The sequence below is a fragment of the Bacillus timonensis genome (assembly GCF_004799755.1).
Taxonomy (GTDB): Bacteria; Bacillota; Bacilli; order Bacillales; family Bacillaceae_L; genus Ferdinandcohnia; species Ferdinandcohnia timonensis_A.
Genome location: NZ_SLUB01000031.1, coordinates 1 through 25,098, shown reverse-complemented (window position 1 = coordinate 25,098; position 25,098 = coordinate 1). Strand labels below are relative to the sequence as shown.

The 25,098-nt window shown below is 38.9% G+C and carries 19 protein-coding genes; 18 read left to right on the top strand and 1 reads right to left on the bottom strand.

What is annotated here, in order from left to right; translation table 11 throughout:
* The first annotated feature begins 25 nt into the window (after positions 1 to 25).
* The 7 genes from dxs to E1I69_RS15525 all read left to right on the top strand — a co-directional run bounded on the left by dxs (position 26) and on the right by E1I69_RS15525 (position 8,727).
* Positions 26 to 1,915, top strand: a complete 1,890-nt coding sequence (dxs, locus tag E1I69_RS15555; protein ID WP_136380489.1) for a 1-deoxy-D-xylulose-5-phosphate synthase — start codon at positions 26 to 28, stop codon at positions 1,913 to 1,915.
* Between the two features lie 2 nt (positions 1,916 to 1,917).
* Entirely contained in the window at positions 1,918 to 2,748 is an 831-nt protein-coding gene (locus E1I69_RS15550) for a TlyA family RNA methyltransferase (RefSeq protein ID WP_136380488.1), read from the top strand.
* Between the two features lie 165 nt (positions 2,749 to 2,913).
* The gene (gene ahrC, locus E1I69_RS15545; protein WP_116352511.1) at positions 2,914 to 3,363 is read left to right on the top strand and encodes a transcriptional regulator AhrC/ArgR; all 450 of its coding nucleotides are present in this window, start codon (positions 2,914 to 2,916) and stop codon (positions 3,361 to 3,363) included.
* A gap of 30 nt (positions 3,364 to 3,393) precedes the next feature.
* Complete coding sequence (gene recN / locus E1I69_RS15540; protein ID WP_136380487.1) at positions 3,394 to 5,103, top strand: DNA repair protein RecN; 1,710 nt, start codon at positions 3,394 to 3,396, stop codon at positions 5,101 to 5,103.
* A 390-nt stretch (positions 5,104 to 5,493) separates the two neighbouring features.
* Positions 5,494 to 6,783: a SpoIVB peptidase gene (spoIVB, locus tag E1I69_RS15535; RefSeq protein WP_136380486.1), complete on the top strand. Its 1,290-nt coding sequence runs from the start codon at positions 5,494 to 5,496 to the stop codon at positions 6,781 to 6,783.
* Between the two features lie 275 nt (positions 6,784 to 7,058).
* On the top strand, positions 7,059 to 7,853 hold the full coding sequence (gene spo0A / locus E1I69_RS15530) for a sporulation transcription factor Spo0A (RefSeq protein ID WP_136380485.1): 795 nt from the start codon (positions 7,059 to 7,061) through the stop codon (positions 7,851 to 7,853).
* A gap of 145 nt (positions 7,854 to 7,998) precedes the next feature.
* Positions 7,999 to 8,727: a glycerophosphodiester phosphodiesterase gene (locus E1I69_RS15525; protein WP_136380484.1), complete on the top strand. Its 729-nt coding sequence runs from the start codon at positions 7,999 to 8,001 to the stop codon at positions 8,725 to 8,727.
* Positions 8,728 to 8,755: 28 nt separating this feature from the next.
* On the opposite strand, the gene E1I69_RS15520 is transcribed toward E1I69_RS15525, so the two are convergent.
* On the bottom strand, positions 8,756 to 9,019 hold the full coding sequence (locus tag E1I69_RS15520) for a DUF2627 domain-containing protein (protein WP_136380483.1): 264 nt from the start codon (positions 9,017 to 9,019) through the stop codon (positions 8,756 to 8,758).
* Positions 9,020 to 9,193: 174 nt separating this feature from the next.
* Here E1I69_RS15520 and E1I69_RS15515 point away from each other — a divergent pair, with 174 nt between their 5' ends.
* The 11 genes from E1I69_RS15515 to meaB all read left to right on the top strand — a co-directional run bounded on the left by E1I69_RS15515 (position 9,194) and on the right by meaB (position 24,856).
* Positions 9,194 to 10,915 (top strand): sigma-54 interaction domain-containing protein, encoded by a 1,722-nt coding sequence (locus tag E1I69_RS15515; RefSeq protein ID WP_136380482.1) that lies wholly within the window; start codon positions 9,194 to 9,196, stop codon positions 10,913 to 10,915.
* Between the two features lie 160 nt (positions 10,916 to 11,075).
* Positions 11,076 to 11,981 carry a phosphate butyryltransferase gene (gene yqiS / locus E1I69_RS15510; protein ID WP_136380481.1) on the top strand — a complete coding sequence of 302 codons (906 nt, stop codon included), beginning with the start codon at positions 11,076 to 11,078 and terminating at the stop codon, positions 11,979 to 11,981.
* Positions 11,982 to 12,016: 35 nt separating this feature from the next.
* Positions 12,017 to 13,114: a branched-chain amino acid dehydrogenase gene (bcd, locus tag E1I69_RS15505; RefSeq protein ID WP_136380480.1), complete on the top strand. Its 1,098-nt coding sequence runs from the start codon at positions 12,017 to 12,019 to the stop codon at positions 13,112 to 13,114.
* A 118-nt stretch (positions 13,115 to 13,232) separates the two neighbouring features.
* Positions 13,233 to 14,342, top strand: a complete 1,110-nt coding sequence (buk, locus tag E1I69_RS15500; RefSeq protein WP_136380479.1) for a butyrate kinase — start codon at positions 13,233 to 13,235, stop codon at positions 14,340 to 14,342.
* A gap of 17 nt (positions 14,343 to 14,359) precedes the next feature.
* Complete coding sequence (gene lpdA, locus E1I69_RS15495; protein WP_136380478.1) at positions 14,360 to 15,781, top strand: dihydrolipoyl dehydrogenase; 1,422 nt, start codon at positions 14,360 to 14,362, stop codon at positions 15,779 to 15,781.
* A 79-nt stretch (positions 15,782 to 15,860) separates the two neighbouring features.
* On the top strand, positions 15,861 to 16,856 hold the full coding sequence (locus E1I69_RS15490) for a thiamine pyrophosphate-dependent dehydrogenase E1 component subunit alpha (protein WP_136380477.1): 996 nt from the start codon (positions 15,861 to 15,863) through the stop codon (positions 16,854 to 16,856).
* 12 nt (positions 16,857 to 16,868) lie between these two features.
* Entirely contained in the window at positions 16,869 to 17,852 is a 984-nt protein-coding gene (locus tag E1I69_RS15485; RefSeq protein ID WP_136380476.1) for an alpha-ketoacid dehydrogenase subunit beta, read from the top strand.
* A 29-nt stretch (positions 17,853 to 17,881) separates the two neighbouring features.
* On the top strand, positions 17,882 to 19,165 hold the full coding sequence (locus E1I69_RS15480) for a dihydrolipoamide acetyltransferase family protein (RefSeq protein ID WP_136380475.1): 1,284 nt from the start codon (positions 17,882 to 17,884) through the stop codon (positions 19,163 to 19,165).
* 493 nt (positions 19,166 to 19,658) lie between these two features.
* Complete coding sequence (locus E1I69_RS15475) at positions 19,659 to 21,560, top strand: methylmalonyl-CoA mutase family protein (protein WP_136380474.1); 1,902 nt, start codon at positions 19,659 to 19,661, stop codon at positions 21,558 to 21,560.
* A gap of 1 nt (position 21,561) precedes the next feature.
* Complete coding sequence (scpA, locus tag E1I69_RS15470; protein ID WP_136380473.1) at positions 21,562 to 23,760, top strand: methylmalonyl-CoA mutase; 2,199 nt, start codon at positions 21,562 to 21,564, stop codon at positions 23,758 to 23,760.
* The gene (gene meaB, locus E1I69_RS15465; protein ID WP_136380472.1) at positions 23,753 to 24,856 is read left to right on the top strand and encodes a methylmalonyl Co-A mutase-associated GTPase MeaB; all 1,104 of its coding nucleotides are present in this window, start codon (positions 23,753 to 23,755) and stop codon (positions 24,854 to 24,856) included. The genes scpA and meaB overlap by 8 nt, the downstream gene beginning before the upstream one ends.
* Positions 24,857 to 25,098: the final 242 nt, after the last annotated feature.

Here is a 25,098-nt window from a genome sequence, read left to right as displayed (position 1 = left end):
TAGTAAATGAAAGTGAGTGAAACCTTTGGATCTTCTAAGTATTAAAGACCCTAAGTTCCTTAAAAATATGTCAATAGCTGAATTGGATAAATTAAGTCAGGAAATCCGTCAATTTTTAATAGAGAAACTATCAAAGACTGGTGGTCATATTGGCCCTAACCTTGGTGTGGTTGAATTAACAATTGCCTTACATAGGGAGTTTAACAGTCCTAAGGATAAATTGATTTGGGATGTTGGTCACCAGTCTTATGTTCATAAAATTTTGACCGGACGGGCTTGTGAATTTGACACATTACGTCAATATAAAGGGCTATGTGGGTTTCCGAAGCGTATTGAAAGTGACCATGACGTTTGGGAAACTGGACATAGCTCAACAAGTCTTTCCGCAGCTATGGGAATGGCGGTTGCCCGAGATGTAAAAGGAACAAAGGAATTTGTCATCCCCATCATTGGCGATGGTGCTTTAACTGGTGGTATGGCATTGGAAGCGTTAAATCATATCGGACACGAAAAGAAAGACATGATTGTAATTCTAAATGACAATGAAATGTCAATTGCTCCAAACGTTGGTGCTCTTCACTCTGTCCTTGCACGATTGCGTACTGCAGGTAAATATAATTGGGTAAAAGATGAGCTAGAGCTTTTACTCAAGAGAATTCCAGCTGTAGGTGGAAAGCTTGCAGCAACAGCTGAACGTGTAAAAGACAGTCTTAAATATCTTCTTGTATCAGGAGTCTTTTTCGAAGAACTAGGATTTACCTACTTAGGTCCGATTGATGGGCATAATTTTGAGGATTTATTTGAAACCCTTGAATATGCAAAGAAAACAAAGGGACCAGTATTAGTTCATGTCATTACGAAAAAAGGAAAAGGTTACACTCCTGCTGAAACTGACAAAATTGGTACTTGGCACGGTACAGGACCTTATAAAATTGAAACAGGTGATTTTGTAAAGCCGGAAAGTGCACCACCAGCATGGAGTGCAGTCATTAGTGAGACCGTTCGGAAGCTTGCGAAAGATGATAAGCGAATTGTCGCGATTACACCTGCAATGCCTGTAGGTTCTAAGCTTGAAAAATTTGCGAAGGAATTTCCAGAGCGTATGTATGATGTAGGCATTGCGGAACAGCATGCAACTACAATGGCTGCTGGTCTTGCTACACAAGGTATGAAGCCGTTTCTTGCGATATATTCGACCTTTTTACAAAGGGCATATGACCAGGTTGTGCACGATGTGTGCCGTCAAAATCTGAATGTATTCATTGGAATCGATCGTTCTGGTTTAGTAGGAGCAGATGGAGAAACACATCAAGGTGTATTCGATATTGCTTTTTTAAGACATATTCCTAATATGGTTATTATGATGCCAAAGGACGAGAATGAAGGTCAACATATGGTGAATACGGCCATTCATTATGATGACGGTCCGATTGCCTTAAGATATGCAAGAGGCAATGGTCTTGGAGTTGAAATGGATGAAGTTCTTAAGCTTATTCCAATCGGTTCTTGGGAGATTCTAAAGCCTGGCACGGATGCCGTAATCCTAACGTTTGGGACAACCATATCGATGGCTCTTGAGGCTGCAGAGTTACTCGAAAAAGAAGATATTTCAGTTAGAGTCGTAAATGCTCGCTTTATAAAACCACTTGATAATGATATGATGCATCAAATTTTAGGTTCAAATCTTCCTGTATTAACCATTGAGGAATCTGTGTTGATGGGTGGATTTGGAAGTGCAGTTCTTGAATTTGCAAATGATCATGATTATCAGAATGCCAAGATCGATCGCATGGGTATTCCGGATCAATTTATTGAGCATGGAAGCGTGAATGAACTACTTCGTGAAATTGGAATGACAACCGAGAATGTGGTTGAACGTGTTCAAAAGCTCGTACCTAAGAAGAAAAGAGTGTAGGCATGGGTACAAAAAAAGAAAGACTTGATGTTTTATTAGTTGAACGTGGCTTAATCGAAACAAGAGAAAAAGCGAAACGTACGATCATGGCTGGTCTCGTTTATTCTAATGAAGAACGATTGGATAAGCCAGGAGAGAAAGTAGAAATTGATATACCTCTCACTATTAAGGGAAATGTTATTCCCTATGTTAGTAGAGGTGGATTGAAGCTTGAGAAAGCGATAAAAGATTTTGATTTAAACATTAAAGATAAAATCATGATTGATGTTGGTTCCTCCACTGGTGGCTTTACCGATTGTGCCCTTCAAAATGGCGTCAAAAAATCATATGCTCTTGACGTGGGGTATAACCAGTTAGCATGGAAGCTTCGCCAGGATGAACGTGTCGTCGTCATGGAACGGACTAATTTTAGGTATGTTACACCGGCTGACCTTCAAAGTGGTTTACCGGAGTTTGCTACAATTGATGTCTCATTTATCTCGTTAAGGTTGATTTTACCTGTTTTAAAAACACTTCTCGTCCCAAACAGTGATGTTGTAGCTCTAGTAAAACCACAATTTGAAGCGGGAAAAGAGCAGGTCGGTAAGAAGGGAATTGTTCGTGATCCGAAAACCCATGAGGCGGTACTTACGCATATTATTGAATTTTCCTTAAAGGAAGGGTATGATTGCATCAATTTATCATACTCACCAATAACAGGCGGAGAAGGAAATATCGAATTTTTACTACATTTACGTTGGAATGGACCTACTGATGTTGGTGAAAATAGACTGCCTATGACCGAACAAGAGGTAGTTGAAAAAGCACATGCTAACTTAAAGAATGATAAATGATAATCGAAGGGGGATAGCCACTGTGCTGTCCTTTTTCTTTCTGAAAAATTATTCGTTCATCCATAGTGTTAACCTGAAAATTGTTAAAAAAAATGTACAATTTTGTCAGAATCGGCTAACATAGGAGGTAATAAATCACGTTTGCGAAAGTGAGAGGAATTCTTTATGAATAAGGGGCAAAGACATATTAAAATTCGTGAAATCATCACGAGCCATGATATAGAAACACAAGATGAGATTGTGGATATTTTGAAAAGTGAGGGCTACAACATTACCCAGGCGACTGTATCCCGTGATATTAAAGAACTTCATTTAGTAAAGGTGCCAATGATTGATGGTCGATATAAATACAGTTTACCTGCAGACCAACGATTTAATCCGCTTCAAAAACTTAAACGTTCATTAATGGATGCTTTCGTAAAAATCGACTCAGCAGGGCATATGCTTGTGATGAAAACTCTACCAGGGAATGCCAATGCGATTGGTGCTTTAATTGATCATTTAGATTGGGAAGAAATTTTAGGTACAATATGTGGAGATGATACCATTTTAATTATTTGCAAAACCCCAGAGCAAACCGAAACGGTTTCAAATCGATTCCTAGACATGCTATGACGCAGGGGAGTGGAAGAGGAGGTGTAGGAATTGTTAGCAGAATTATCAATTAAAAATTTCGCCATTATTGAATCTCTTTCAATTTCATTGGAAAAAGGTTTAACTGTCCTGACTGGTGAAACAGGCGCCGGTAAATCCATCATCATTGATGCTATTCATTTATTGGTTGGTGGAAGAGGCTCCGTTGAATTTGTACGATATGGGGAAGAACGTGCAGAAATCGAAGGTCTCTTCTTAATCGAAGATGACAATCACCCTTGTTATGCAAAAGCTACAGAATTTGGTATTGAAATTAGCGAGGGAATGGTTGTTTTGCGAAGAGATATTTCGAAATCAGGAAAAAGTGTCTGTAGAATTAATGGAAAACTCGTGACCATCTCTATTCTTCGAGAATTTGGCAGAACCTTAATCGATATTCATGGACAGCATGAACATCAGGATTTGATGAATCAGGAGCAACATATCTATATGCTTGACCAATACGGTGGAGATATCATTAAACAAGCATTACAGGAATACCTAGCCATATATAAAAATTTTTTAAATGTGAAGCAACGCTTAAAAAGCTTTAATGAAAATGAACAAGAGTTAGCCCATCGTCTTGATTTAATCCAATTTCAATTAAATGAGATTGGAAAAGCCGATCTGAAGCCTAATGAGGATGTGGAATTAACAGAAGAAAGAATTAAGATTTCAAATTACGAAAAGATTTTTAAAGCTCTTCAAAATAGCTATAACGCTCTATATGGAGACCAGAAAGGGCTTGATTGGGTGGGGCTAGCCATGAATCATGCCGAAGTTGTAATGGATATTGATAAAGAATTAAAGAGCATTCATGAGACAATCTCCAATAGCTTTTATCTATTAGAGGAAATTTCTTTTAAAATACGCGACCAACTAGATGAATTAGAGTTTGATCCAGAAAGACTGGATTTTATCGAAGGTCGTTTGAATGAAATTTCACAGTTAAAGCGGAAATATGGACAATCTGTCGAGGAAATTCTCGAATATGCCGCGAAGATTGAAGATGAAATCGACACCATTCAAAATCGTGAGCAACATATTGGTAAGCTAAAAGAAGAGCTCGAGTCCATTTTAGAAGATGTAAAGATTGAGTCCGAAAATGTTTCACAACTGCGGAAAAAGCTGGCAAAAGAGCTTGTTGAAAAAATAGCACAGGAATTAAAAGACCTTTATATGGAAAAAGCAAAATTTGATATTAAATTTTTTGAGGATTCACCTATTAAATTCACTCCAAATGGGAAAGATGATATAGAATTTTATATTTCAACAAATCCTGGTGAACCACTAAAACCTTTGGCGAAAATTGCCTCCGGCGGAGAACTTTCAAGGATAATGTTAGCGATTAAGAGTATATTTTCAAAACATCAAGGTGTTACCTCAATCATATTTGATGAAGTAGATACCGGTGTTAGTGGGCGTGTTGCTCAAGCAATTGCGGAAAAAATTTATGGGATTTCTGTAAACTCTCAGGTGCTTTGTATTTCCCACCTTCCACAGGTTGCGGCAATGGCCGATACCCATTTATTTATTACAAAGGAAACCGTTCAGGGAAGAACTACTACCTCTGTTACTTCACTAGATGAAACAGATAAAATTAAGGAAATTAGCCGTATGATTTCTGGGGTCGAAATCACAGATTTAACAAAAGAGCACTCAAAAGAATTGTTAAGTCTTGCAAAAGAAAGCAAACTTGCACGCCAAATGGTAAATCACTAAATGAAGCTATATCACGATATATGTGAACAATAATTGGCTTTATGCAAAGTTAAGAGCGTTTTTTATTTGTAATGCTATCCAAATTGGGTAGCTTTTTTAATCTCATAGTGGTTATAAATGTTGCCCTGAAAGGTCAAATTATAGAATGTAGCCATAACTTTTTTCAGTCGGGTTTCCAACCCTGTTTGAATAAAAGTTAAGCCTCCGGCGGATGCCACGATTTTTCAAAGAGAATTTTTCGAGATGTAAGATCAAAAACTAACAACGCCACTTCCTGTGGCAACGTCTTTGTGACCCACCTTGGGGCCAAAAAAATCGGGCGGCAAATACGCCAAGACGCATTTGATTCATGTTATGGCATGGGATAGGAGCGAGGAGAGTGAAGAGTAAATGAAAATAGATAAAATTAGATATATAATTGGTACATTTCTCCTTGTTTCAATAATGGCATTGGGGTTTTCCAAGCCGCTTAAAGAATATATAGAAATTCCAAAACACCTTACACTATTTGAAGGCCAAGATTTCACAGTTCAATCCACATTACCAGTCACTACAACGATTCAAGATTCCATTTATGCCATTTCAACTGCTGCCGATGATCAACAGATCTCTGTTGCTGCAAAAGAAAGCGGTGAAGGCGAGATGATGGTTGAGTTAGCAGGTATTCCTGTCAAAAAAGTTAATGTCAATGTTTTATCTGACTTTAAAGTTATACCTGGCGGACAATCAATAGGGGTAAAACTGAATACACTGGGTGTGTTGGTTGTTGGTCACCATCAAATTGATACAGAAGATGGAAAAAAGTCCCCGGGTGAAATTGCAGGAGTTCAGGTGGGTGACATCATTAAAGAAATTAACGGCAAGAAAATTGAAAAAATGAGTGATGTTGGACCATTTGTTCAAGAATCTGGTAAGACAGGTGAACCATTAAACCTAGTAATTGTCCGAGACAACGAGGATATCAAGACCGAGCTTATGCCATTAAAAGATAAAAATGATGAGGCATATCGAATCGGATTATATATTCGTGATTCTGCAGCTGGTATAGGAACGATGACTTTTTACCATCCTGAAACGAAAAAATATGGAGCATTAGGCCATGTTATTTCAGATATGGATACAAAAGAGCCAATCGTCGTATCTGATGGACAAATTGTAAGATCAACGGTTACCTCCATTGAAAAGGGAAGTAATGGTGATCCAGGTGAAAAGCTAGCACGTTTTTCAGCAGATAAGGAAATCATCGGGAACATTACACGCAACAGTCCATTTGGTATATTCGGTGAATTACACAAACAAGTGAATAACGGCATTATGGATAAGCCGCTGCCAATTGCACTTTCACATCAGGTAAAGACGGGACCTGCCAAAATTTTAACTGTCGTCGAAAATGATAAGGTTGAGGAATTTGACATAGAAATTGTAAGTGCTGTTCCTCAAAAAATTCCTGCTACAAAAGGTATGGTTGTAAAAATAACGGATAAACGCCTTTTAGATAAAACAGGCGGTATCGTTCAAGGCATGAGCGGTAGTCCTATTATTCAAGATGGTAAATTAATTGGTGCAGTTACACATGTATTTGTAAATGACCCAACAAGCGGATATGGTGTTCATATTGAATGGATGCTAAGTGAAGCGGGTATTGATATTTATAAGAAGGAACATAAAAAAGCGAGCTAATAGCTCGCTTTTATTTTTTGGCTATCGCCAAATGTAAATGGAGATTATATAATGAAATCAAAATAAAGATTTTTCGACAAAACCTAAATTTCATTTATAATTTATGGCGTATTTAGTCGAATATTTAAGTATAATGGAGAATAAATTATTTTTCAATAAATTTTTCCTATTTTTTTAAAAAAATAAAGGAATTCTTATTGCATTGTCGAATTCTTTCTTTAGAATAAGAGTATATAGACAAATTTTTGCGGATTTTAGCTTGAGGAGGAAACAGAGTGAAAAAAATAACAGTTTGTGTGGTTGATGATAACAGGGAACTCGTTAATTTACTTGATGAATATTTATCTAGCCAAGATGATATCGAAATCTTAGGTGTTGCCTATAATGGTCAAGATTGCCTTAATATGCTTCAAGATAAACAGCCTGATGTACTCGTTTTAGATATTATTATGCCTCACCTAGATGGCTTAGCAGTATTAGAAAAACTACGTGATTTTAATTTTGAAAAACAGCCTAATGTTATTATGTTAACAGCTTTTGGTCAAGAAGATGTGACGAAAAAGGCTGTCGATTTAGGTGCAGCTTACTTTATTCTAAAGCCTTTTGACATGGAAAACCTTGCGAGTCGAATCCGTCAAGTTAGCGGAAAGTCTGCTCCGATCATTAAACGTAATCCATCTAACTCGCTTGTTCGTTCACAGCAAGAAAATAGTCCGAAAAACTTAGATGCAAGCATTACAAGTATTATTCACGAAATTGGGGTTCCTGCGCATATTAAAGGATATTTATATTTAAGAGAAGCAATCTCAATGGTATACAATGATATCGAATTATTAGGATCAATCACAAAAGTGCTTTACCCAGATATTGCAAAGAAATTTAATACTACTGCAAGCCGCGTTGAGCGTGCCATTCGTCATGCCATTGAAGTAGCATGGAGCCGTGGAAATATAGACTCTATTTCTAATCTTTTCGGTTATACAGTGAGTATGTCTAAAGCAAAACCCACAAATAGTGAATTTATCGCAATGGTAGCTGATAAGCTTCGTCTGGAACACAAAGCTTCATGAGAGGGTAAGAAATAAATAAATTCGAACTTATTATTAGACTTGTAATCAAAAAACACCGCTTTCATCCTGAAAGGCGGTGTTTTTATAATCCATTTAAGGAAATTACTCTATAATGGAAGTATACCAAAAAAAGGAGATTATCGAGATGAGAACGAAAGTTTTTGGGCATAGAGGTTCGGCCGGAACACACCCGGAAAATACAATGATTGCGTTTAAAGAAGCGGCAAAAGTCGGTGCTGATGGAATTGAATTAGACATCCAAATGACCAAGGATGGCGCTATAGTTGTCATCCATGATGAAACGGTCAACCGAACAACAAATGGAGAAAATAAGGGCTGGATCAAGGATTATACTTTAAGCCAAATCAAAAAAATGGATGTAAGCTATAAATTTAAGGATAAGTACGGAATCTGCGAGATACCAACCCTTGAAGAAGTATTCAATTGGGCAAAAACAAACCAACTGCTCATCAACATTGAATTTAAGACTGGATTAGTTTCTTATAAGGGCATAGAAGAGAAAACACTGAAGATGATTTATGACTACGGAATGGAAGATCGAATTGTGTTATCTAGCTTTAATCATTATAGCTTAGTAAAGTGTAGACGGATATCGAGAACAATTGATTTGGCTATTTTATATATGGAGGGTCTTTACGAGCCTTGGAAATATGCAAAGCGCCTTCATACAAACGGAATTCATCCGTACTATCAAACGATTAATCAAGAAGTAATCGTAGAATCCAAGCGAAATGGTATTGCAGTTCGTCCGTTTACTGTAAATGATGAAAAGAAAATGAAACAATTTATTGAATTTGGATGTTCTGCAATCATTACAGATTTTCCAAAAAAGGCGAAAGCTTTGGTTAAATAAACATAAAATCCTGCTAAATTTAGCAGGATTATTTATTTTGCTCTCCAATTGGGGAGCTTTCTTTTTGAAATTTTTCTTGTACTTTATTTCGTTTGCGGTCACGGTAAAGTATGAATCCGCCGATAAAGGATAAGCCTGCTAGGAAGAAAATAAGACCGATAATAAATTGTAGCATTAAGGATGGAATCGGGCTATGTAAAACACCAAAAAACATATCCCTCATGAATTTAATTCCTACTCCTGCAATAATGCCTGGTATTAGCAGTACGATTAGAGCCAGTATTCGTTGCATAGTATATAGTCCTTTCACAAAATGACTTCTATATTAAATGTAAGCTATTCATAAAATTTGTCAAGATGAAGGTTTAAGGTTATTATAAATGTGTGCATAATTTTGCAAAAGGTATAAGAAGAGTATGTAAAATATTGCAAAACTCTGACCGTTGATTAGGGGGTGGCTGTGGTTATGGAGAAGGTTATGGTAGATTTGATTTTAGATTCAACCCATGATGGAATGATTGTCATTGATATTAATAGCCAAGTCATCTTACTAAACAATAGCGCATCAAAGATGATTGGTATTTCGAAGAAGGATGCAATTGGAAAGCATATTTACGAATGCATTCCTGACAGCCGATTGCCAGAGATTCTTTCAACAAGGGCTATTGAAATTAACCAAGAATTTGTTCTGAAAAATGGACGTAAAATCATTACAACTCGAATACCAGTAGTGAATGAATCAGGAATGCTACTAGGTGCATTTGCCGTTTTTAAGGATATTACAGAAGTTGTTGATCTCGCTGAGGAAATTACAAATTTAAAAGAGATTCAAACAATGCTTGAAGCTATCATTCAATCCTCTGATGAAGCTATAACCGTTGTGGATGAGAATGGGAATGGAATTTTAATAAATCGTGCATACACCAGAATTACGGGACTTGAGAAGGATCAAGTCATAGGGAAACCAGCAAATGCGGATATTTCTGAAGGAGAAAGTATGCACATGCAGGTTTTAAAAACAAGAAGACCTGTAAGAGGTGCCCGTATGAAGGTAGGACCTCATGATAAAGATGTCATTGTAAATGTTGCGCCAGTCATTGTCGATGGCAAATTGAAGGGGAGTGTAGGAGTTATTCACGATGTGTCTGAGATTAGTCAACTCACATCAGAATTGAACCGGGCCAGGCACATCATTCGTTCCCTCGAAGCAAAATATACATTTGATGATATTATCGGTTCTTCAGAAGAAATGGAAATTGCAATTGAACAAGCAAAGCTAGGTGCGAAAACCCCGGCCACGGTATTGCTTAGGGGGGAGTCTGGAACGGGCAAGGAATTGTTTGCACATGCCATACATAATGAAAGTATACGCAAATACAACAAGTTTGTTCGTGTTAATTGTGCTGCAATCTCAGAATCACTATTGGAAAGCGAACTTTTTGGATATGAAGAAGGTGCTTTTTCAGGAGCGAAGCGTGGTGGGAAACGTGGCATATTTGAAGAAGCGAACAATGGCAGTATTTTCTTAGATGAAATTGGCGAATTATCATTAAATACTCAAGCGAAATTATTAAGGGTTTTGCAGGAAAGAGAAATCAGGCGCGTAGGGGGCACAAAATCAATACCCATTGACGTAAGAATCATCGCTGCAACAAATGTAAATTTAGAAAAAAGGATTGGAAATGGAACATTCCGCGAGGATCTCTACTATCGAATAAACAAAATACCGATTCATATTCCATCACTAAGGATGAGAAAACAGGATATAAAACAACTCGCAGAACATTTGCTAGTTAAAATAAATCAGGATTACGGGCGGACGGTTGAAGGACTTACTGAAGAAGCGATTCATTATTTATATGGTTATGATTGGCCTGGTAATGTTAGGGAGCTTGAAAACGTGTTAGGACGAGCCGTAATCTTTATGAATTATCAGGAAAGACTAATTGATATAAAGCATATCCAACCACTACAAAACCTGAAGGAAAAAGCCCATGTTAGGCAATCATTACCTGAAACTGACATTAAAGATGTCCCTCTTTCAGACTTAGTGGAGAAATACGAAGCAAAAGTTATTTCAGATGTATTGACTTTAAATGGTGGTAATAAAACAGCTGCTGCCAAGTCGTTAGGGATTTCGCTTCGTAGTCTTTATTATAAGTTGGAAAAATATAATATTGCAAATTAAAGCACGCAATTTATTGCAAAATATGCAAGATATTGCATAGAGTATTTTGCGAAATAGGGCGCTCGTGAAGCGCTTTCATAACATTTTGCGTTGGCACGATTATTGCATTATATAAAAATGAAAAACGACAGGACTATGATTGAAAAGAAGGTGAAAACAAATGAAACTGACTAATCTCATCAAAAAAGCTACAGGACGTTCTCATGTTACCGTTGCCGTTGCGGCTGCTGAGGATGAAGAAGTACTTGAAGCGATTGTCGAAGCTGTAAATCACAGGCTTGCCCGTTTTTTATTGTTTGGTAATCAAGAAAAAATTGTTCAAATCCTTTCTGAAAAAGGGGGAAATATTCAAGATTCAAAAGTACTAGATATTGTACATTCACCAACAAAAGAAGAAGCAGCAAAAGCTGCTGTAAAAGCGGTTCATACAGGAGCTGCCGATGTATTAATGAAAGGGAATATCCCAACATCGACTATTCTCAAAGCCGTTTTGCATAAAGAATATGGACTGCGGACAGGGAATGTTTTGTCACATGTTGCAGTTTTTGAAGTACCTGATTATGACCGATTTATAATCGTAACTGATGCAGCTATGAACATCGCTCCGGGGCTGCAGGAAAAAGTTCAAATTTTAAATAATGCAGTTAAGATATCAAACTCAATTGGGATTAACACTCCAAAAGTAGCACCGATTGCGGCTGTTGAAGTGGTGAATCCAGCAATGCAGGCAACTGTAGATGCAGCTGTTTTAACCCAAATGAACCATCGTGGTCAAATTCAAAACTGTATTGTTGATGGACCACTAGCGCTTGATAATGCAATTTCGATTCACGCGGCTGAGCACAAAGGTGTAACGAGTGCAGTGGCTGGACAGGCTGATATTTTGCTTGTTCCAACAATTGAAGTTGGAAATGCATTATATAAATCAATGATTTATTTTGCAAAAGCAGAAGTAGGGGCCGTTATCGCGGGTGCTTCTGCACCAATTGTATTAACTTCTAGGGCTGATTCTGCAAAAAGCAAATTATATTCATTAGCGTTAGCAGTTTGCGCTGCTAATAATTAATCAACTAATCATCATTCTTTGGAGGTACTAACAAAATGGAAATTTTTTCTTATATGGAAAAATATGATTATGAGCAATTAGTATTTTGTCAGGATAAACAATCTGGTTTAAAGGCGATTATTGCGATACATGATACAACATTAGGACCTGCACTTGGTGGTACCCGTATGTGGACATACGCTTCAGAGGAAGCAGCAATTGAAGATGCATTAAGACTTGCAAAAGGGATGACCTATAAAAATGCTGCTGCTGGACTTAATCTTGGCGGAGGCAAAACCGTTATTATTGGTGATCCTCGTAAGGATAAGAACGAAGAAATGTTCCGTGCTTTTGGTCGCTATATCCAAGGACTAAATGGTCGTTATATTACAGCGGAAGATGTAGGTACTACAGTAGCGGATATGGATATTATTCACGAAGAAACCGATTTTGTAACAGGAATATCACCTGCGTTTGGATCTTCTGGAAACCCTTCTCCAGTGACAGCATTTGGTGTATACCGAGGAATGAAAGCTGCAGCCAAAGAAGCATTTGGTTCTGACTCACTTGAAGGTAAGACAGTAGCTGTTCAAGGTGTTGGAAATGTAGCATACACACTTTGTAAGTACCTTCATGAAGAAGGAGCAAGCTTAATTGTAACAGACATTAATAAAGAAGCTGCTATGCGTGCTGTAAGGGATTTCGGAGCAAAAGCAGTGGAACCTGACGAAATTTATAGTGTGGATTGTGACATTTATGCACCATGCGCACTAGGCGCAACAGTAAATGATGAAACAATTCCACAAATAAAAGCGAAAGTGATTGCTGGCTCTGCAAATAATCAGCTAAAAGAACCTCGTCATGGTGATGTGATTCATGAATTAGGGATTGTTTACGCTCCAGATTATGTGATAAATGCAGGTGGAGTTATCAATGTTGCCGATGAATTATATGGATACAATCAAGAACGTGCCCTTAAGAAGGTTGAATCCCTGTACGACACAATTGAAAAAGTAATTGAAATCGCGAAAAGAGATGGAATTCCAACGTATCAGGCTGCCGATCGTTTAGCAGAAGAGCGCATCGAAAGAATGAGAAATTCAAGGAGCCAATTTCTACAAAATGGACACCACATTTTAAGTCGTAGAAAGTAAAAAAGACTTCTAGTGGGGGAAGGCAGATTAGGCTTTTCCTCCTTTTTCCGATTCATAGTTGCAATAGGAGATAGCAAAACAACCGTAGGACTGTATTTAAGTACTGGAGGTTTCAATCTTGCATGACAAAGAATATCGGATTCTCGTTATCAATCCAGGATCAACATCCACAAAAATCGGCGTCTATGATAATGAACGTTCTGTGTTTGAGAAGACAATTCGACATGATCGATCAGAATTAAATGCTTATGAGAATATTATCGATCAATATGAATTTCGAAAAACTACGATTCTTGAAACATTAGATAATGAAGGCATAAATATTTCAAAACTAAACGCAGTTTGCGGTAGGGGTGGATTATTAAAGCCAATACAAGGTGGAACATATAAAGTAAATGATGAGATGCTTCAAGATTTGAGAATTGGTTATGCAGGGCAACATGCATCAAATCTTGGAGGGATTTTAGCATATGAAATTGCATCTGGGTTAAATATTCCGCCATATATCGTCGATCCTGTTGTTGTTGACGAACTTGAACCTATTGCTAGAATATCAGGTTTTCATTTGATTGAAAGAAGAAGCATTTTTCATGCTTTAAATCAAAAGGCAGTAGCGAGAAGAGTTGCCAAGGACCTCGGCAAAACCTATGAAGAAATGAATTTAATCGTAACCCATATGGGCGGTGGAATTACTGTTGGTGTCCATAAACTAGGTAAAGTGGTGGACGTAAACAATGGATTACATGGTGACGGACCATTTAGCCCAGAACGAGCTGGGACAGTTCCTGCAGGTGATTTAATAGATCTTTGCTTTTCTGGACAGTACTTCCGTGAAGAAGTCATGAAAAAACTGGTTGGTCAAGGTGGTTTAGTTGGCTATCTTGGTACAAATGATGCAGTTGAGGTCGAAAGAATGATTGAAAGAGGAGATGAAAGAGCGAGACTAATCTACAAGGCAATGGCGTACCAAATCGCTAAAGAAATAGGAGCCGCCAGTGCAGTTCTTTCAGGGCGAGTTGATGCGATCATTTTAACGGGTGGATTAGCATATGGTGATGAGTTTATCTCCGAAATTTCCAACCATGTAAATTGGATAGCAGATGTCATCATCCAACCAGGAGAAAATGAATTACAGGCACTAGCAGAGGGTGCGTTACGTGTGCTCCGTGGGGAAGAGAAGGAAAAAGAATATCCTGGAAAACAACTACAGGCCCCTGTTTTAAAATAGGAAGGTGAATTCAGATTATGTCAAAGGAATATGATTTAGTGATTTTAGGTGGCGGTACCGGTGGGTATGTTGCTGCTATTCGTGCCTCACAGCTTGGACTGAAAGTCGCGGTTGTAGAAAAAGGAAAGCTTGGCGGTACCTGTTTGCATGCCGGCTGCATACCAAGTAAGGCTCTTTTAAGAAGTGCGGAAGTATATGCAACTACAAAAAGAAGTGAAGAATTCGGTGTCATTACAAAGAATGTTTCACTTGATTTTTCAAAAGTGCAGGATCGGAAAAATAAAATTACTGAACAACTGTATAAAGGTGTCCAGCATTTAATGAAGCAAGGAAAAATTGATGTGATTGAGGGCTATGGACGAATATTGGGTCCTTCTATCTTTTCACCAATCCCTGGAACCATTTCTGTTGAAATGAACAATGGTGAAGAGAATGAAATGCTCATTCCTAAAAACGTCATTATTGCAACAGGCTCTAGACCAAGGTCATTACCTGGGCTCGAAATAGATGGTGAATATGTGTTAACTTCTGATGAAGCTTTACAAATGGAAAGTCTTCCAAATTCAATCATCATCGTTGGGGGCGGTGTGATTGGAATCGAATGGGCATCAATGCTTCACGATTTTGGGGTTGAAGTCACAGTGCTTGAATATGCCGATCGCATTCTTCCAACGGAGGATCGTGAAATTTCAAAGGAAATGCAGCGTTTACTAAAGAAAAAAGGCGTAACAATTGTAACAGGTGCGAAAGTTTTACCGGAGACACTTGAAAAAGGAGAAGGGATTACGATAAAAGCTGAACATAAAAGTGAAGCCAAGTCCTTTTCTGCGGACAAAGTGCTTGTCTCAGTTGGCCGACAAGCGAATGTTGAAAATATTGGCCTAGAAAATACGGAGATTGTTATGGAAAAAGGATATATTACAACAAATGAATTTTTCCAAACAAAAGAATCCCATATTTATGCAATTGGCGATGTCATTGGCGGGTTACAACTTGCACATGTAGCATCCCATGAAGGAATTGTTGCTGTTGAGCATATCGCAGGTGAAAATCCTTCACCAATGGATTATTCACTCATTTCAAAATGTGTCTACAGCAATCCTGAGGTTGCAAGTGTTGGATTTACTGAAGAAGAAGCAAAAGAAAAAGGCTTTACTGTTAAAGTAGGTAAATTTTCATTTAGAGCAATCGGAAAAGCACTTGTTTTTGGTGAGTCTGATGGTTTTGTAAAATTGGTTGTTGACAGTTCTTCAGATGATTTATTAGGAGTTCATATGATTGGTCCACATGTAACAGATATGATATCAGAGGCTGGTCTAGCGAGAGTACTCGATGCAACTCCTTGGGAGATTGCCCACACAATCCATCCACATCCTACCTTATCTGAGGCAATTGGAGAGGCAGCTCTAGCGGTTGATGGAAAGGCAATACACGCATAAATTTTTCACACAACTAATATTTTTTAATATGGCTTGCTTGTCCAAATAGTTAATTATGATTTTTTAGGGAGGTATTTTCATGACCGAAAATCGTCATCAAGCATTGGGTTTAAGTGACGAAGCAGTTCTTGAAATGTATGAAACCATGCTGTTAGCAAGAAAAATAGATGAAAGAATGTGGTTATTAAACCGCGCCGGAAAAATTCCGTTTGTTATTTCCTGCCAAGGGCAAGAAGCAGCCCAAGTAGGCGCAGCCTTTGCACTTGATCGTGAAAAAGACTATGTATTGCCGTATTACCGCGATATGGGAGTGGTTCTGACATTCGGTATGACAGCAAAGGAATTAATGCTATCTGGATTTGCAAAGGCTGAAGACCCGAATTCAGGTGGACGTCAAATGCCTGGGCACTTTGGGCAAAAGAAAAATCGGATTGTAACAGGTTCATCTCCTGTAACGACTCAGGTTCCACATGCTGTAGGTGTTGCGCTTGGCGGAAGAATGGAAGGAAAGGATCTTGTTACATTTGTGACGTTCGGAGAAGGTTCTTCGAATCAGGGAGATTTTCATGAAGGCGCGAATTTTGCAGCAGTTCATAAGCTACCTGTAATCTTCATGTGTGAGAATAACAAATACGCTATTTCTGTGCCTTATGATAAGCAGGTAGCCTGCGAAAAAATTTCCGACCGTGCCATTGGATATGGAATGCCAGGAGTAACGGTGGATGGAAATGACCCGCTTGAAGTCTATAAAGCAGTTAAGGAAGCAGCTGATAGAGGTCGTCGAGGGGAAGGACCGACCTTAGTTGAAACTGTTTCATATCGGTTAACGGCGCACTCTTCTGATGATGATGATCGTGCATATCGTGAGCAGGAAGAAGTGGCAGAAGCGAAAAAGAATGATCCAATTCTTTCTTTTGAAAATTATTTAAAGGAAATCGGTGTCTTGGATGATGAGAAGGCAAAGGAAATTGGAGAACGTATTGCAGGACTAGTTAATGAAGCTACCGATTATGCCGAAAATGCACCATATGCAGAGCCGGAATATGCTCTTAAACATGTATACGCGGAACAGTAAGGGGGAAATAGAATGCCTGTAATTTCATATATTGATGCTGTAACAATGGCAATTCGCGAAGAAATGGAACGAGATCCTAAAGTTTTTATTTTAGGTGAGGATGTAGGAAAAAAAGGCGGAGTATTTAAGGCGACAAATGGACTTTATGAACAATTTGGCGAACAACGCGTGATAGATACCCCTTTAGCTGAGTCGGCTATTGCAGGTGTTGGAATTGGTGCGGCCATGTATGGAATGCGACCTATTGCAGAAATGCAGTTTGCAGATTTTATTATGCCTGCTGTCAATCAGATTATCTCTGAAGCAGCAAAAATTCGATATCGTTCAAACAATGATTGGAATTGCCCAATCACAATTAGAGCTCCTTATGGTGGGGGTGTACATGGAGCACTTTACCACTCACAATCTGTAGAGGCGGTTTTTGCAAACCAACCGGGATTGAAAATTGTGATGCCTTCTACCCCTTATGACGTAAAAGGCTTGCTGAAGGCTGCTATCCGTGATGAAGATCCGGTGTTATTCTTTGAACATAAACGTGCTTATCGCTTAATCAAGGGTGAAGTACCTGAAGATGATTATGTATTACCAATTGGTAAGGCAGATGTGAAGCGTGAGGGAGACGATATTACGGTTATTACGTACGGCTTATGTGTTCATTTTGCATTACAGGCTGCAGAGCGTCTGGCGAAAGATGGCATTCAAACTCATATCCTTGACTTACGTACAGTATATCCGCTAGATAAAGAAGCAATCATTGAAGCAGCTTCAAAAACGGGTAAAGTATTATTGGTAACGGAAGACAACAAAGAAGGAAGCATTATGGGTGAAGTTGCTGCCATCATTGCCGAAAATTGCTTATTCGATTTAGATGCCCCAATTAAGCGACTTGCTGGTCCAGATGTACCTGCAATGCCATATGCACCAACGATGGAAAAATACTTTATGGTAAATCCGGATAAAGTAGAGAAAGCAATGAGAGAGCTAGCGGAATTCTAATTTGCTGCTATACAGAGGAGGTTTTATGAGTGGCAACTGAAAAAATAACAATGCCCCAGCTTGGTGAGAGTGTTACAGAGGGAACGATTAGTAAATGGCTTGTAGCTGTTGGGGATACCGTAAACAAATATGATCCTTTAGCTGAAGTAATGACAGATAAAGTAAATGCAGAGGTACCTTCCTCTTTTTCAGGAACTATTACAGAGCTTATTGCGGAAGAAGGAGAAACACTGGCGGTAGGTGAGGTGATCTGTGTCATTGAAACGGTTGGTGGTGGTACTGAACAATCGGCACCTCAAGAAACTGTCAAAGAAGAAACTCCCGAAAAGGCTGTAAATGTCACTGCAGAGCCAAACGATACTACGAAAAAATTACGATATTCACCTGCTGTTCTCAAGCTTTCGCAGGAACATAATATTGATCTTACGCAAGTGCAAGGGACAGGTGCAGGTGGGAGAATTACCCGTAAGGACCTTCAAAAATTAATCGAATCTGGACAGATTCCAACTGCTGGACAGAAAGTTGATAAAGTGGCAACTCAAGCTAGTAATCAGCAGGTTCCAAGTGTTCAAACTACAAAACCAACTCCGGCACCAACAGTACCTGTAACAGCCGGTGATGTTGAAATACCTGTAACAGGTGTTCGAAAGGCAATTGCATCGAACATGCTTCGTAGCAAACATGAGATTCCTCATGCATGGACAATGGTGGAAGTAGATGCAACGAATATGGTTCAATTCAGAAATTCAATGAAGAATGATTTTAAACAAAAGGAAGGTTTCAATCTTACATTCTTTGCATTTTTCGTTAAAGCTGTCGCTCAAGCGCTTAAGGAGTTCCCACAAATCAATTCAATGTGGGCAGGAGATAAAATTATCCAGAAGAAGGATATTAATATTTCAATAGCGGTTGCTACAGATGATGCCCTATTTGTACCAGTCATTAAGAATGCGGATGAGAAATCAATTAAAGGAATTGCAAGAGACATCACCGAACTGGCAGCCAAAGTACGGGCTGGAAAACTTTCTGCAGATGATATGCAAGGTGGTACGTTCACAGTAAATAATACGGGTTCATTTGGCTCTGTTCAGTCAATGGGGATTATCAATTATCCGCAGGCAGCGATTTTACAGGTGGAATCCATCGTGCAACGACCCGTTATCATCGATGGCATGATTGCGGTCCGTCACATGGTGAATCTCTGTATGTCTCTTGACCATCGTGTGTTGGATGGTCTTGTTTGCGGACGCTTCCTAGCACGAGTAAAAGAAATTATCGAGAATACCTCTAAAGAAAATACATCAATTTACTAAGACATTGCCTATGCAGTGTCTTTTTTTTATGGGAAGAAAGAGGTACACGCTAGAACGGGAAAAGAAGAGAGTATATAGCGTAAGAGTGTTCTAGAGGTGCACGCAAGGCCGAAAAAGAAGGAGCATGTAGCGCAAAAGTGTTCTAGAGGTACACGCTAGGATTAAATAAGTAGGAGCATGTAGCGCAAGAGTGTTCTAGAGGTGCACGCTATGCCGAAAAAAGAAGGGAGTATGTCCCGCAAGAGTGTTCTAGAGGTACACGCTAGGATTAAATAAGTAGGAGCATGTAGCGCAAGAGTGTTCTAGAGGTACACGCCAGGACGAAATAAGAAGAGAGCATGTAGCGCAAGACGAATCTAAAGGTACACGCTACCGCGAAATATAAAGGAACATGCCCCACGACCTTTTTTAATCTTCCATCTATTCATTGCGACAACCCAACATATATACTAAAATTAAATGTGAAAACGATTTCGAAAGAGGGGGTAGCCTTGTGACGAAACAATCGAAAGAATTCCAGAATATTACCTTTCCGTCCATAGATTACGAGACATGGAAACAAGAAGCTGAAGAATCATTAAAGGGAAAACCCATTGAAAAATTACATAAACAAACCTATGAAAAAATTACACTTAAACCGATTTATACGATGAAAGATGTTCAGGAAATACCGTTTCTACACGATATGCCTGGTGAAGGCTCTAGAGTGCGTGGCTCAAAATCTACAGGTTATTTGAATCAATCATGGCATGTTAGTCAGGAAATGGACTTAAAAACACCTGAGGAGTTTAACACTGTAATAAAAGACGCCCTTCAAAACGGTCAAACGATGATCCATTTTACGTTGCAACCACAAAATTGCCAGGGTGAGGGATTAGCATTACATACAGAAGAAGATATCGGGAAGGCATTCAACGGAATTTCACTGGCTAATACACCTGTCCTAATTGATGCTCAAACCGATTTGTTAGCCTTTTTATCACTTATCAACTCATACGCAAAAACAGATGCTCTAACTGGAACAATCGGTATGGACCCACTTGCGATATTAGTGGAAAAGGGGCAGTTATCTATGGAACCAGAAGCTGCCTATGACCAATTAGCAGAATCCGTAAAATGGGTGATGGAAAACCAACCAAAGCTAAGAACGATTCTTGTAAAAGGTGAACCATATCATAATGGTGGGGCAAATGCAGTACAAGAACTTGCTTTTACAATGGGCACTGCCATTGAATATATGAGCGAATTACTAGATAGAGGGCTTACTGTTGATCAAATTGCCTCACGAATGACATTTTCTTTTTCAATTGGTTCCAATGTTTATATGGAAATCGCCAAATTAAGAGCTGCCAAAATTCTTTGGACGACCATCATTGAAGCGTATGGAGGAAAAGCAGATTCTTGTAAAATGTATATCCATGCAAGAACATCTGCATTTACGAAAACGATTTATGACCCATATGTTAATATGCTGCGCTCGACAATAGAAGCTTTTTCTGCAATTGTAGGCGGAATTGATAGTCTTCATGTTTCATCATTTGATGAACCAATCAAAGCCACAGATTCATTTTCAAGAAGGATTGCTAGAAATACACAATCAATTCTTCGCGAAGAATCCTTCCTAAATAAGGTGATTGATCCTGCGGGCGGTTCTTGGTATGTGGAATCTTTGACAAATGAACTGGCAGAAAAAGCATGGGAGTTGTTAAACGATATTGAATCACAAGGTGGAATGCTTAAAACGTTGAAAACAGGTAATGTCCAAAAAAGCATTTCGTCTGTTTTACAAGAAAGACAAAAAAAGGTGAACCATCGAATAGAAAAAATAGTCGGTACGAATATGTATACGAATATCCAGGAACAGCCAGTACCATACACCAATACAAAAAACACCTATGAAAGTAATGACGCGGCTATTTCAATTAAACGAATTTTACCGGTAAGAATTTCAGAAAGCTTTGAACAACTTCGACAAGCATCTGAGCAGTATCTTCAAACTTCTGGTGAGCGACCTAAAGTGGGTTTAATTAATTTAGGCCCTATCCCAGAACATAAACCTAGAGCAGATTTTATTACAGGATTCTTTGAAGCAGGTGGTTTCCAGGTCGTGAAAAACGAAGAAGGATACGTAACGGCAGGAGATGCGATTGAAGGCGCAAAAACAATGAATCTAACAACCTATATTATTTGTGGGAAAGATGACGCGTACAAAGAAATGGTCACTGAAATATGTGATGAATTTGAAAAAACGACCCCGGATATTCGCTTGTTTATAGCAGGTAAACAAGAAAATGAAGAATTCTATCGAAACGTAGGAATAAACGACTTTATCCATATTGGTACGGATTGTTTTGCGTTTTTACATCATTTACAACAAGAAATGGGGGTGCATTAACATGGCTAAAAGACTTGATCTTTCCAAAATAAAGTTAAAAAAATCTAATACATCGTCCTCTCCAGAAAAATGGCGTAAAAAAGTAGAAGAAGAGATTACGCACTCAATTGAAGATTTGTTATTTGAAACGAACGAACAGATTGCTGTAAAACCTTTATATACAGAGAAAGACATGGAGGGGATGACACATTTAGATTACATGCCTGGTATTCCTCCGTTTTTACGTGGACCATATCCAACGATGTATGTAAACCGTCCTTGGACTGTTCGACAATATGCCGGTTTTTCCACTGCAGAGGAGAGTAATGCTTTTTATCGGCGTAACCTTGCCATGGGGCAAAAGGGTCTATCCGTTGCGTTTGATTTAGCTACCCACCGTGGCTATGATTCGGATCATCCTCGTGTTGTTGGTGATGTCGGGAAGGCTGGGGTTGCGATTGATTCAATCCTAGATATGAAAACATTATTTAATGGAATTCCACTTGATCAAATGAGTGTTTCGATGACGATGAATGGTGCTGTCCTTCCGATAATGGCGTTTTATATTGTAACGGCAGAGGAGCAGGGTGTCTCTCCTGAAAAACTGTCTGGAACGATTCAAAATGATATTTTAAAAGAGTATATGGTGAGAAATACATATATTTATCCACCAGAAACCTCTATGCGAATTATTTCAGATATTTTTGAGTACACGTCAAAAAACATGCCAAAGTTCAATAGCATAAGTATTTCTGGGTATCATATGCAGGAAGCAGGTGCACCTGCGGATCTTGAATTAGCCTATACATTAGCTGACGGTTTGGAATATGTTCGGACGGGTATTGCGAAGGGGATTGACATTGATTCCTTTGCTCCTAGATTATCCTTTTTCTGGGCAATCGGTATGAACTATTTTATGGAGGTAGCGAAGCTAAGGGCAGCTCGACTCATTTGGGCCCAAATGATGAAAGCCTTCAATCCTAAAAATCCAAAATCACTGGCGTTAAGAGCACATTCACAGACTTCAGGTTGGAGCTTGACAGAGCAGGATCCATTCAATAATGTGACAAGAACATGTATTGAGGCATTGGCAGCGGCATCGGGTCATACTCAGTCCTTGCATACGAATGCACTGGATGAAGCGATTGCGCTTCCGACTGATTTTTCTGCTCGAATTGCACGAAATACACAGCTTTATTTACAGGATGAAACAGGTATTTGTAATGTGATCGATCCGTGGGGTGGATCATATTATGTAGAGTCACTAACGAAGGAGCTCATGGAGCGGGCTTGGAAGCATATCGAGGAAATCGAGGCACTTGGTGGAATGACCAACGCAATTGAAACGGGTCTTCCGAAAATGAGAATCGAAGAAGCGGCAGCGAGACGTCAGGCAAGAATTGATTCTGGTAAAGAAACGATTATCGGTGTCAATAAATTTCGTTTACAAAAAGAAGATCCAATCGATATTTTAGACATTGACAATACAGCTGTTCGACTCAAACAACTTGAAAGACTCCGTGAATTAAAGGCTACACGTGATGATGGAGAAGTGGAAAAGGCGTTGGCTGCCATTACGAATGCGGTTGAAACAGGTAATGAAAATCTGTTGGAACTAGCGGTTAATGCCGCAAGAGTTCGTGCAACACTCGGTGAGATTTCAAATGCAGTTGAAAAAGCTTCTGAACGCCACAAAGCTGTCATTCGTTCAATTAGTGGAATTTATAGCTCAGAATATTCAAATGAGGAAGAAATCATGAATGTGAAGAAGATGACAGACGAGTTTTTGGAAAATGAAGGAAGACGCCCGAGAATCTTAATTGCAAAAATGGGGCAGGATGGACATGACCGAGGAGCAAAGGTCATAGCCACTGCTTTTGCAGACCTTGGCTTTGATGTTGACATTGGACCATTATTTCAAACACCAGAAGAAACAGCTCTTCAAGCTGTAGAAAATGATGTACATGTCGTTGGAATGAGTTCACTAGCGGCGGGTCATAAAACATTACTTCCACAGTTAATTGAAGAGTTGAGGAAATTGGGGCGAGAAGATATCCTTGTAATTGTTGGCGGAGTCATCCCTGCACAAGATTATGATTACTTAAAAGAGCAAGGTGCTGCGGCTATTTTTGGACCGGGTACAGTAATTCCAGTGGCTGCACAAAAAGTAATCGAAGAAATTTATCTTCGCCTCGGATATGAGGAAGAAGGCGATGACTGATAATAAAAAGAAACCTGAATGGGTTCCCGAAAATGCCTCTAATGGTTTTACAACTGAAATTGTGAAGGGGATAGACCAAAATGACGCTTCTGGAAGTGCACGTAAATTTGTTAAGAAGAAGGGGCGAACAACAGAAGAGTATGCACAGGGTATACGAAATGGCAATCGTACTATTCTTGCCCAAGCCATTACTCTTGTTGAGAGCAACGCAAAACGTCATGAAGAACAGGCACAAGCTGTCATCAATGAAATTCTTCCATACACCGGAAACTCGATACGGATAGGTATCACGGGAGTACCGGGTGCAGGAAAAAGTACATTTATAGAGAGTTTTGGTTCTTATTTATGTGAACAAGGACATCGCGTTGCAGTTTTAGCTGTTGATCCAAGCAGTAGTGTAACAGGTGGCAGTATACTAGGCGATAAAACCAGAATGGAGACCCTTGCGAGGAATAAAAATGCTTTTATACGACCATCACCTTCGGGGGGAACCCTTGGTGGGGTTAATCGTAAAACGAGGGAAACGATTTTACTTTGTGAGGCCGCTGGGTTTGATGTAATACTTGTTGAAACGATTGGTGTTGGCCAAAGTGAAGTTGTGGTACGCAGTATGGTGGATTTTTTCCTGCTTCTTGTGTTAACTGGTGCAGGTGACGAATTACAAGGTATGAAAAAAGGAGTAATGGAGCTTGCGGATGCCATATTGATCAATAAAGCGGATGGAGATAATCGACAGAGGGCAAAAATTGCTCGCGCTGAATATAATCGAATACTCCACTATCTTCAGCCGGCAACGAAAGGATGGTCTTCCAAGGCCTACACAGCTTCCGCACTTTATCATGAAGGAATGGAAGAAATGTGGAAAATAATTCTGCGATTTGTTGATACGACGAAAGAATCTGGTGCATTCACAGAGCGAAGGAACGCTCAAACAAAAGATTGGATTCATGCCATGATAAAGGATTACCTTGAAACAAGCTTTTTTAGCCACCCATCCATAAAAACAAAGCTCCCAACACTTGAAAATAAGGTCGTACAGGGAGAGTTGAATGTTACAACGGCTGTGAAGGAATTAATTAATCTATTTGAAGCATAAAAAAAGAAGGAGTGCATTCGCTCTCCTTCCATCTAGGGAGTTTAGGGGTATGATCTAGATGTATTACTAGAATACCCGAATATTTATTTTTTAAACGTTCATTTGAGTTCCTTAGATTTGAAAAAACATGTTGTAAATTGATATTATAAAAAATAGGAAGATATTTTTCACTAGAAGGAGTGTTCAAAATGGAAATAGATTTCAATTTGTTTATGAATGATATCTGTCTCTTATACACATCT

What these genes read in the sequence shown, in the direction of transcription:
- ahrC (WP_116352511.1), top strand. Translation starts at nt 2,914, where the DNA reads ATGAATAAGGGGCAAAGACATATTAAAATTCGTGAAATCATCACGAGC.
- E1I69_RS15520 (WP_136380483.1), bottom strand. Translation starts at nt 9,019, where the DNA reads ATGCAACGAATACTGGCTCTAATCGTACTGCTAATACCAGGCATTATT.
- spoIVB (WP_136380486.1), top strand. Translation starts at nt 5,494, where the DNA reads ATGAAAATAGATAAAATTAGATATATAATTGGTACATTTCTCCTTGTT.
- meaB (WP_136380472.1), top strand. Translation starts at nt 23,753, where the DNA reads ATGACTGATAATAAAAAGAAACCTGAATGGGTTCCCGAAAATGCCTCT.
- lpdA (WP_136380478.1), top strand. Translation starts at nt 14,360, where the DNA reads ATGTCAAAGGAATATGATTTAGTGATTTTAGGTGGCGGTACCGGTGGG.
- bcd (WP_136380480.1), top strand. Translation starts at nt 12,017, where the DNA reads ATGGAAATTTTTTCTTATATGGAAAAATATGATTATGAGCAATTAGTA.
- E1I69_RS15525 (WP_136380484.1), top strand. Translation starts at nt 7,999, where the DNA reads ATGAGAACGAAAGTTTTTGGGCATAGAGGTTCGGCCGGAACACACCCG.
- E1I69_RS15485 (WP_136380476.1), top strand. Translation starts at nt 16,869, where the DNA reads ATGCCTGTAATTTCATATATTGATGCTGTAACAATGGCAATTCGCGAA.
- yqiS (WP_136380481.1), top strand. Translation starts at nt 11,076, where the DNA reads ATGAAACTGACTAATCTCATCAAAAAAGCTACAGGACGTTCTCATGTT.
- scpA (WP_136380473.1), top strand. Translation starts at nt 21,562, where the DNA reads ATGGCTAAAAGACTTGATCTTTCCAAAATAAAGTTAAAAAAATCTAAT.
- E1I69_RS15550 (WP_136380488.1), top strand. Translation starts at nt 1,918, where the DNA reads ATGGGTACAAAAAAAGAAAGACTTGATGTTTTATTAGTTGAACGTGGC.
- E1I69_RS15515 (WP_136380482.1), top strand. Translation starts at nt 9,194, where the DNA reads ATGGAGAAGGTTATGGTAGATTTGATTTTAGATTCAACCCATGATGGA.
- E1I69_RS15490 (WP_136380477.1), top strand. Translation starts at nt 15,861, where the DNA reads ATGACCGAAAATCGTCATCAAGCATTGGGTTTAAGTGACGAAGCAGTT.